The following is a 9,405-nucleotide window of genomic DNA, read 5'->3' as shown; positions in this document are numbered from 1 at the left end:
CAGTGATCACGTCGCCGGCCTTGCGCAGCACGACGGTGTCGCCGATGAGCACGCCCTTGCGCTCCACCTCGTACGCGTTGTGCAGCGTCGCCATGCCCACCGTCGACCCGCTGACGAAGACCGGTTCCATCACCCCGAATGGGGTCACCCTGCCGGTGCGACCGACGTTGACCTGGATGTCGAGGAGCTTGGTGTTGACCTCCTCGGGCGGGTACTTGTAGGCGATCGCCCAGCGAGGAGCCCGCGAGGTGGAGCCCAGGCGACGCTGGCCGGCCACCCGGTCCACCTTGACCACGATGCCGTCGATCTCGTGGCGAACGTCGTGCCGGTGCTCGCCGTGGTGGGCGACGAAGTCCAGCACCTCCTGCGCGCTCTGCAGCACCTTGTAGTAGGGCGAGGTGGGAAGACCCCAGGCCTTGAGCTGTTCATAGGCCTCGGACTGGCGCACGGGGTCGAAGCCGGTGTGGGCACCGATGCCGTGCACCAGCATGTCGAGCGGACGGGTGGCGGTCACCGACGGGTCCTTCTGCCGCAGCGAGCCAGCCGCGGCATTGCGAGGGTTCGCGAAGGGCGGCTTGCCAGCCTCCACCAGCGCGGCGTTGAGGTCGGCGAAGGCCTCGATCGGGAAGAAGATCTCGCCGCGCACCTCGACCAGTTCGGGCAGGTCCTCGCCGCTGAGCCGGTGCGGGATCGAGGCGATGGTGCGCACATTGCCGGTGACGTCCTCCCCCACCCGACCGTCGCCTCGCGTGGCGGCGCGAACCAGCCGTCCGTGCTCATAGGTGAGGTTGATCGCCAGGCCGTCGATCTTCAGCTCGCACAGGAAGCCGCCGACGCCGTCGCCGCCCAGCGAGGTGGTGGTGCGGACCAGCCAGTCCTGGAGCTCCTCGGGGCTGAAGACATTGTCAAGGCTGAGCAGGCGCTCGGCATGGGTGACGGGCGCGAAGTCGGTCATCCTCTGGGCCGCACCCACCTTCTGGGTGGGCGATTCGGGCGTGCGCAGCTCCGGGTGTTCGTCCTCCAGCGCCTGCAGTTCTCGCATCAGTGCGTCGTACGCGGCGTCGCTGAGGGTGGGGGCATCGGCACCGTAGTAGGCCTCCTGGGCGTCGGTGATCCGACGGGCCAGGTCGTGCCAGCGGTGACGTTGGTCGGCGCCTGCCTCCGGGGCGGCCTCCAGCTCGGCGGCAGCCAGGTCGATCCGTTCGGTCAGGGCCTCGTCCATGGGAGTGCTGTCTATGGGCTCATTGCGCTCGGTCACCGTCCCATCCTGCCCCACCCCGCCAGCCGGAGTGACGAAGGCCACACCCAGTTGCGCTCTGTGGTCACACCACCAAAGAATCTTCGCACAATCCGTCGATCCACCCGGCTGTTACACGAGAACATTGGCCAGTTACACGAGTTGCTCCAGCAGTTACACACCCCAACGAGTAGTTCTTCTGGCAACTGTTCACTCCTAGCCTCGATCCTCGGACCTTGCAGCGAGGCGAGCCCCAACCAAGGAGACCGATCAATGGCAGAACGCAGGAAGTACACCGGGGCCGATCGCCCGATGGTGCTGGTCCCAGCCGACCGCCCGCCCCACTCCAAGACACCGGAGGGGCTCCACAAGGGCCTGGGCAACCGCCAGATGCAGATGATCGCCATTGGCAGCGCCATCGGCACCGGCCTCTTCCTCGGAGCCGGCGGGGCGCTGGCCACGGCGGGACCGTCGCTCTTCCTGGTCCATGCAGTCTGTGGATTCTTCGGTTACCTCATCCTGCGCGCCCTGGGCGAGCTGATCGTCTACCGCCCCACCTGCGGCTCCTTCGTCTCCTACGCCCGTGAGTTCTACGGCGAGAAGATGGCCTACGTCGTCGGCTGGCTCTACTGGCTCAACTGGGCCATGACCGCCGTCGCGGACGCCACCGCCCTGGCCATCTACATTGGCTGGTTCAGTCGCTACAACAGCGCACTGGCCCTGGTCATCTTCGGCACCCCCACCGGCCAGCCCACCGGCCCGTCGCTGATCGCCAGCAACGGAGGCCTGTTCCCCAACGATGTGCTGCCCGCCTTCGTCATGCTGCAGGGCGTCGTCTTCGCCTACGCCGGCATCGAGCTGATCGGCACCGCCTCCGGCGAAGCCAAGGAGCCCGAGAAGGTCATCCCCCGCGCCATCAACAGCGTCATCGCCCGCATCGCGCTGATCTACGTCGGCTCCGTGGTGCTGCTGTGCATGCTGCCTTGGACCAGGTACTCGGCCAACAAGTCACCCTTCGTCACCTTCTTCTCCTCCATCGGCGTGCCCGGCATCGACGTCGTGATGCAGATGGTCGTCATCACCGCCTCCTTCAGCTCGCTCAATGCCGGCATGTACTCCACCGGGCGCATCCTGCACTCGATGGCCCGCGCCGGCTCGGCCACCGCCTTCTGCGGCCGGCTCACCAGCCGTGGCGTGCCCGTCGGCGGCATCGCCCTCACCTCGCTGGTGGCCCTGGTGGGCGTGGTCATCAACTATCTGGTGCCCGCCGATGCCTTCGCCATCGTGGTGGACCTGGCGGCCCTGGGCACCATCGCCAGCTGGGTGGCCATCACCCTGTCGCACATCCGCTTCGTCCAGCTGGCCCGTCGCAACGAGCTCCAGCGGCCCAGCTACCGGGCTCCCTTCACCCCCCTTCGCCGACTACCTGACGCTGCTCTTCCTCGCCGTGGTCGTCGTGCTGATGTGGTTCGATCCTGTCGGCCGTGCCACCCTGACCTGTTCCATGCTCGTCTTCCCCATCCTCGGCCTCGGCTGGTTCCGCATCCGGCACCGCATCGCGGCACTGTCCGAGGCGCAGACCGGCGAGCCCGACCTCTTCTGACCCTGAACATCCTCTGACCTGGACCATCCGTGAAAGGAAATGACACATGACCCAGTTCGTCGACGTGAAGAACATGGCCCGTTGGATTCAGCGCGAGGGGGTGGAGCGCATCATCGCCGAGATGATCGGCCACCTCGAGCGTGACTTCGCTCGCTGGGAGCGCTTCGACAAGATCGCCCGCGTCGCCAGCCACACCCCCTTCGGCGTGATCGAGCTCATGCCCACCTCCGACGGCCAGGAGTACTCCTTCACGTACGTCAACGGCCACCCGTCCAATCCCGCCCGCGGCTTCCAGACGGTGACCGCCTTCGGCGTGCTCGCCGACGTCGACAACGGCTACCCCACCTTCCTGGCCGAGATGACACTGCTCACCGCCCTGCGCACCGCCGCCGTCTCGGCGATGGTGGCCAAACACCTGGCCCGCAAGGACTCGCGCCGGATGGCCCTGATCGGCACCGGCTCGCAGTCGGAGTTCCAGGCGCTGGGCTTCCGTGCCGCCATGGGCATCGAGGACCTGACTGTCCACGACACTGACCCGGCCGCCGTCGACAAGGTGATCCGCAACCTGGAGCCGCTGGGCTTCCGCATCACCCCCGTCACCACCGTCGACGAGGCCGTCCGGGATGCCGACATCATCACCACCTGCACCGCCGACAAGGCCCAGAACACGATCCTGTCCGACCACCAGGTGGCCCCCCGGTGTGCACCTCAACGCGATCGGCGGCGACTGCCCCGGCAAGACCGAGCTGGAGGCCGCCATCCTGCGCCGCTCGACGGTCTTCGTCGAGTTCCCGCCGCAGACCCGCATCGAGGGCGAGATCCAGCAGATGGAGCCCGACTTCCCGGTGGTGGAGTTATGGAAGGTGCTCACCGGCGCCGAGCAGGGCCGCACCAGCGATGGGCAGATCACCCTGTTCGACTCGGTGGGCTTCGCCATCAGTGACTTCTCCGCCCTGCGCTGCCTGCGCGACATGACCGCCGGCACCGAGCTGCAGACCACCATCGACCTGGTCGCCGACCCGGACGACCCCAAGGACCTCTACTGTCTGGACAACAGCCCAGTGCCGGCGCTGTGAGCCGCCCCACCATGGACAACCAGAAGGAGCCGAGGATGACCCCACCCGTCGCCGACGCCGAGGTGCGCCACCCCGCATCCGGCGTCCTGGATTTGACCGAGCTGACCGAACTGGCCGACGAGTCCGTCGCCACCGTGCGCCGCTGGCTGACCGCCAGCGCCGCAGCCCATCGTCCCGACCCGGCCGCCGAGCGGCTCTCGGCGGTGCTCTCCGACCCGACCGGCCTCGACTTCACTGTCGGCTTCGTCGACCGGGTCGTGCGCACCGAGGACCTCAAGGCCGCCGGCCGCACCCTGCACCAGCTCGGTTCCCTGACACCGAAGACCCTGTCGCTGCTGGACCGCGCGCAGATCACCGCGGGTGCCCTGTTCTCCCGCGGCCTGCCGCAGGTCGTGGTGCCGGCCGCCCGCGCCCGCATCCGCCAGATGGTCGGCCACATGGTGGTCGACGCCCGTGACCAGCAGTTCGGCAAGGCCGTCGAGCACCTGACCGTCGACGGCAACCGCCTCAACATCAACCTGCTGGGCGAGGCGGTGCTCGGCCAGGCCGAGGCCGACCACCACCTGGCCGAGACGGTGCGCCTGTTGCGACGCCCCGACGTGGATTACGCCTCGATCAAGGTCTCTTCGATCACCTCGCAGCTGAGCATGTGGGGCTTCGAGGAGACGGTCGAACAGGTCGTCGCCCGCCTGGCCCCGCTCTACCTCGAGGCCGCCCGCGCCCCGCGCGGCACCAAGTTCATCAACCTCGACATGGAGGAGTACCGCGACCTGCGGCTGACCATCGAGGTCTTCAAGCGGCTGCTCACCCTGCCAGAGACCAAGGAGCTGGAGGCCGGCATCGTGCTGCAGGCCTACCTGCCCGACGCGCTTGGTGCGATGCAGGAACTCGCCGCCTTCGGCGCCCAGCGCGTCGAGGAGGGCGGCGCCGGCGTCAAGGTCCGCCTGGTCAAGGGCGCCAACCTGGCCATGGAGCGCGTGCACGCCGAGGTCGCCGGCTGGCCGGTGGCCACCTGCGACTCCAAGCAGGCCACCGATGCCAACTACAAGCTGGTGCTGCACTGGCTGCTGCAGCCCGAGAACATGAAGGGCCTGCGTATCGGTGTGGCCGGCCACAACCTGTTCGACATCGCCTTCGCCCACCTGCTGGGCGAGCGCCGCGGTGTCTCGGACCGCATGGAGTTCGAGATGCTGCAGGGCATGGCCACCGAGCAGGCCGAGGCGGCCAGCGGCGACATCGGCCGTCCCCTGCTCTACGTGCCCGCGGTGCGGCCGGAGGAGTTCGATGTCGCCATCGCCTACCTGGTGCGTCGCCTGGAGGAGAACTCCGCCCACGAGAACTTCATGTCGGGCATCTTCACCATCGCCCCCGACAACGAGGTCTTCCGCCGCGAGGAGCGACGCTTCCGTCGCTCCGTGCACGTCCTGGGCGAGGCTCTGGAGCGCGACGGCCACACCGCTCCCCTGCCCAAGCACCGCCAGGACCGCAGCACCGAGGTGCCGGCGGAGGCTACCGACAGCGAGCTGGCACCCTTCGACAATGAGCCCGACACCAACCCGGCCCTGCTGGCCAACCAGCGCTGGGCGCGCGAGGCCATCGAGCGCTCCACCGACGAGGCCTGGCCGGCAGGGCTGCCCACGCCGCAGGAGCTGACCCTCGACGCGGTGGACCAGGTCGTCGGGACCACCCGGCGTGCCGCGCAGCAGTGGGCCGCACGCCCGGCTGCCGAGCGGGCCCAGATCCTGTACCGCACCGCCGACATCCTGGCCTCGCGCCGTGGCGAGCTGGTCACGATCGCTGCCGCCGAGGTGGGCAAGTCGGTGCAGCAGTCCGACACCGAGATCTCGGAGGCGATCGACTTCGCCCGCTACTACGCCCACCGGGCGCTGGAGCTGGACGGGGTGGCCAATGCCAGCTTCGTGCCTGACCGGTGCGTGCTGGTGACCCCGCCGTGGAACTTCCCGATCGCCATCCCCGCCGGCTCCACCTTCGCGGCGCTGGCGGCCGGTGCCGGCGTGATCCACAAGCCGTCCAAGCCCACCCCGCACTGCTCGATGGCGGTGCTGGAGGCGCTGTGGCAGGCCGGCGTGCCGCGCGACCTGCTGCACGGCATCGCGCCCGACGAGGGCGAGGTGGGCCGCCGCCTGGTCTCGCACGAGGGCGTGGACCGCATCATCCTCACCGGTGCCTCGGAGACCGCCGCAATGTTCGCCTCGTGGCGTCCGGAGCTGCGGATCAATGCCGAGACCTCGGGCAAGAACGGCATCATCGTCACCCCCTCGGCCGACCGCGACCTGGCGGTGGCGGACCTGGTGGCCAGCGCCTTCGGTCATGCCGGGCAGAAGTGCTCGGCGGCCTCGCTGGGCATTTTGCTCGGCAGCGCCTACGACTCCGAGCGGCTGCGTCGTCAGCTGGTCGATGCCGCCAGCTCGCTGGTGGTGGACTGGCCGACGAACCTTTCGGCGCTGGTGGGTCCGCTCACCGAGCTGCCCAGTGACAAGCTGCGTCGCGCCCTCACCACGCTGGAGCCGGGCGAGAGCTGGCTGCTGGAACCGCGCCAGCTCGACGACTCGGGTCGCCTGTGGTCACCGGGCATCAAGGACGGGGTGCGTCCGGGATCCTTCTTCCACACCACCGAGGTCTTCGGACCGGTGCTGGGCCTGATGAAGGCCCGCGACCTCGACGAGGCCATCGAGTTGCAGAATGGCACCGACTTCGGCCTGACCGGCGGCATCCACAGCCTCGACGTCGACGAGGTGCGCCGCTGGCTTGATGCGGTGCAGGTGGGCAATGCCTACATCAACCGTGGCATCACCGGCGCCATCGTGCAGCGCCAGCCCTTCGGCGGCTGGAAGAAGAGCTCAGTGGGCCTGGGTTCGAAGGCGGGCGGCCCCAACTACCTGATGCTGATGGGTCGTTGGGACGATGCCACCGCCAGCGGGCCGGCCACCCGGATTCCCGGCGCCCCGGCCGCGGGCGAGGACCTGGCGCGCCTGCTGGAGGCCACCGGCTTCGAGCAGGCCGAGCGCGACTGGCTCGACCAGGCCGCGGCCGACGACGTGCGGGCCTGGAATGCGGAGTTCGCCATGGCGCGTGACGTGACCGGGCTGGCCTCGGAGGCCAACATCTTCCGCTACCGCCCCGCCGAGGTGGTCCTGCGGGCCAGCACCGACGCCCGGGCCGTGGAGGTGGCGCGCCTGCTGCTGGCCGCGCAGACCGCGCACGCCGAGCTGCGCCTGAGCATCCACCCGCACTGCGTGGCCGGGGTGCACGAACTGGTGGACTTCGCCAAGGGTGAGCTGGGCCTGCGGGCCGAGGTCGTCGACGACGAGACCTTCCTGCGCCAGACGGTGAACGCCGTCGCCGGACCGAAGGGTGCGGCGCGCATCCGGCTGGTGGGCACCACGCCCGAATCCTTCCGCCAGGGTCTGGGCGAGCGCCCGGACATTGCCCTGCTGGACGACCCGGTGACCGGTTCGGGTCGGGTTGAGCTGCGCAACTGGCTGCGGGAGCAGGCCATCGCGATGACGCTGCACCGCTTCGGCAACCCGGCACCGCGCTTCCAGGAGCTGGCCGAACAGCTGAAGCGCTGACCCTGGCTCGTGCGTGTCCCGGACGGTTCACGTCCGGGACACGCTTGGGAGCTGGCATACGGGGGGATGGGGCAGAATCTGAGCCACGAGGGTCCCTGGTCAGCGGAGTCGACGGTGACTCTCCCAAGGCCAGAGGAGGCACCCGTGCTGCTGGTGCTGGCGACGGCACCCGCCATGATCGGACTGGCCTACTGGCTGGGAGCCCCCTGATCGTCGGGGCGGGGCACGTGCGGGTGGTCAAGCCACCAGAACTGACCCTTGATTTGTGACATTTTTCACGATTTGCTGTCGGGCAACAGTCCAACCCCACCACAGGAGACTTCATGCTCGACGACCTTCTCGCCAGCGTGGGCGGGATCATCTGGGGCCCCTTCCTGCTGATCCCCCTGTTGCTCGGCACCGGCATCTGGCTGACCATCCGCCTTGGATTCCTCCAGATCACCAAGCTCGGCCCCGCCCTCTCACTGGCCCTGGTGCGCCGCAGCGACGGCGACTCGCACGAGGGCGACGTCTCCCACTACCAGGCCCTGGCCACCGCGCTGGCCGCCACCGTGGGCGTCGGCAACATCGCCGGCGTCGCCACCGCCATCAACCTCGGCGGCCCCGGTGCCCTGTTCTGGATGTGGCTCTCGGCCCTGTTCGGCATGGCAGCCAAGTATTCCGAGGCCTTCATGGCCGTGCGCTTCCGCACCACCGACGCCAAGGGTGAGGTCTCTGGCGGCCCGCAGTACTACCTGCAGCGGGCCATCCCCGGCGGCTTCGGCAAGTTCCTGGCCCTCTTCTTTGCCATTGCCGCCGTGATCGCCTCCTTCGGCATCGGGAACATGACCCAGTCCAACTCGGTGGCCTCCGCCCTCGAGGACACCTTGGGCATCAGCCCCGTGCTGGTTGGCATCGTGCTGGCGGTCCTGACCGCCCTGGTGCTGCTCGGCGGCATCAAGTCGATCTCCAAGGTGACCGCGGGCTTCGTGCCGCTGATGATCGTCTTCTACGTGGTGGCCGGCTTCGTCGTGCTCGCCATCAACTGGCGCGGCATCTGGCCGGCGCTGCAGATGGTCTTCACCGACGCCTTCACCGGCACCGCCGCCGTCGGTGGCTTCGCCGGAGCCGCCATGGCCCAGGCCATCCAGTTCGGCATCGCGCGCGGCATCTTCTCCAACGAGTCGGGCATGGGTTCGGCGGCGATCGTCGCTGCCGCCGCCCGCACCCGCCACCCGGTGCGCCAGGGCCTGGTCTCGATGACCCAGACCTTCATCGACACCATGATCGTGGTCTCCATGACCGGCCTGGTGATCCTCACCACCGGCGTGTGGACCTCCGGCCAGACCGGCGCCGCGCTGACCGCGAAGGGCTTCAGCCACGGCCTGCCCGGCACCTGGGGCGGCATGGTGGTGGCGCTGTCGCTGGTCTTCTTCGCCTACTCCACCGTGCTCGGCTGGGCCTACTACGGCGAGCGCAATGTCGAACGGCTCGTCGGCGTGAAGGGAGTGCTCCCCTACCGGCTCTTCTTCTCGGCGATCGTCTTCGTCGGCGCCACCACCGAGCTGTCGACGGTCTGGGCCTTCTCCGACATCGCCAACGGCCTGATGGCCCTGCCCAACCTGCTGGGCCTGCTCATCTGCTCGGGCCTCATCGCCCGCGAGACCAAGGCCTACCTGGCCGTCGACCCGACGCTCCACCACGAGCCCGAGGTCTCGACGCTCGACGGCACCGCGGCGCTGGAGGGGGCAACGCCCCGGCGCTGACCCGAAGACCGCACAGTGAGGGCGTTGTGATCCGACATCGGATCGAAACCCCTCGTTGTGTCGTGAATTGCTGGCCGTCGAGACGATCTGGTTCCACCTGACACCCCACCGTCCCTCTGAACGGTGTCCCCGGTCACGAGTGTGCGAGTCT

At 68.8% G+C, this 9,405-nt stretch carries 5 protein-coding genes and 2 pseudogenes; 6 read left to right on the top strand and 1 reads right to left on the bottom strand.

Features of this window, described 5'->3' with window-relative positions:
- Positions 1 to 1,222 (bottom strand): NAD-dependent DNA ligase LigA (gene ligA / locus ACHFFZ_RS16250; protein WP_394277633.1); only part of this gene is annotated, 1,222 nt, incomplete at its 3' end.
- A gap of 288 nt (positions 1,223 to 1,510) precedes the next feature.
- Between ligA and ACHFFZ_RS16245 the strand changes: the two genes are divergently transcribed.
- From ACHFFZ_RS16245 to ACHFFZ_RS16220, 6 genes and pseudogenes are all read left to right on the top strand, one after another.
- Positions 1,511 to 2,857, top strand: a complete 1,347-nt coding sequence (locus ACHFFZ_RS16245) for an amino acid permease (RefSeq protein WP_394277632.1) — start codon at positions 1,511 to 1,513, stop codon at positions 2,855 to 2,857.
- A gap of 29 nt (positions 2,858 to 2,886) precedes the next feature.
- Positions 2,887 to 3,525: pseudogene (locus ACHFFZ_RS16240) on the top strand (ornithine cyclodeaminase); the annotation flags it as partial.
- Positions 3,464 to 3,760 (top strand): annotated as a pseudogene (locus tag ACHFFZ_RS16235) (hypothetical protein); the annotation flags it as partial. The pseudogenes ACHFFZ_RS16240 and ACHFFZ_RS16235, both read left to right, overlap by 62 nt.
- Before the next feature lie 3 nt (positions 3,761 to 3,763).
- Complete coding sequence (locus ACHFFZ_RS16230) at positions 3,764 to 3,916, top strand: hypothetical protein (RefSeq protein ID WP_394277634.1); 153 nt, start codon at positions 3,764 to 3,766, stop codon at positions 3,914 to 3,916.
- A 35-nt stretch (positions 3,917 to 3,951) separates the two neighbouring features.
- A complete protein-coding gene (locus ACHFFZ_RS16225; RefSeq protein ID WP_394277631.1) occupies positions 3,952 to 7,509 on the top strand; it encodes a bifunctional proline dehydrogenase/L-glutamate gamma-semialdehyde dehydrogenase in 3,558 nt (1,185 codons plus the stop codon).
- A gap of 323 nt (positions 7,510 to 7,832) precedes the next feature.
- Complete coding sequence (locus tag ACHFFZ_RS16220) at positions 7,833 to 9,254, top strand: alanine/glycine:cation symporter family protein (RefSeq protein ID WP_394277630.1); 1,422 nt, start codon at positions 7,833 to 7,835, stop codon at positions 9,252 to 9,254.
- Positions 9,255 to 9,405 lie beyond the last annotated feature (151 nt).

Origin of the sequence: Luteococcus sp. (genome assembly GCF_043424415.1) — a bacterium.
GTDB lineage: Bacteria > Actinomycetota > Actinomycetes > Propionibacteriales > Propionibacteriaceae > Luteococcus.
This window is presented reverse-complemented; position numbering and strand designations above follow the sequence as displayed.

What these genes read in the sequence shown, in the direction of transcription:
- ACHFFZ_RS16245 (WP_394277632.1), top strand. Translation starts at nt 1,511, where the DNA reads ATGGCAGAACGCAGGAAGTACACCGGGGCCGATCGCCCGATGGTGCTG.
- ACHFFZ_RS16225 (WP_394277631.1), top strand. Translation starts at nt 3,952, where the DNA reads ATGACCCCACCCGTCGCCGACGCCGAGGTGCGCCACCCCGCATCCGGC.
- ACHFFZ_RS16220 (WP_394277630.1), top strand. Translation starts at nt 7,833, where the DNA reads ATGCTCGACGACCTTCTCGCCAGCGTGGGCGGGATCATCTGGGGCCCC.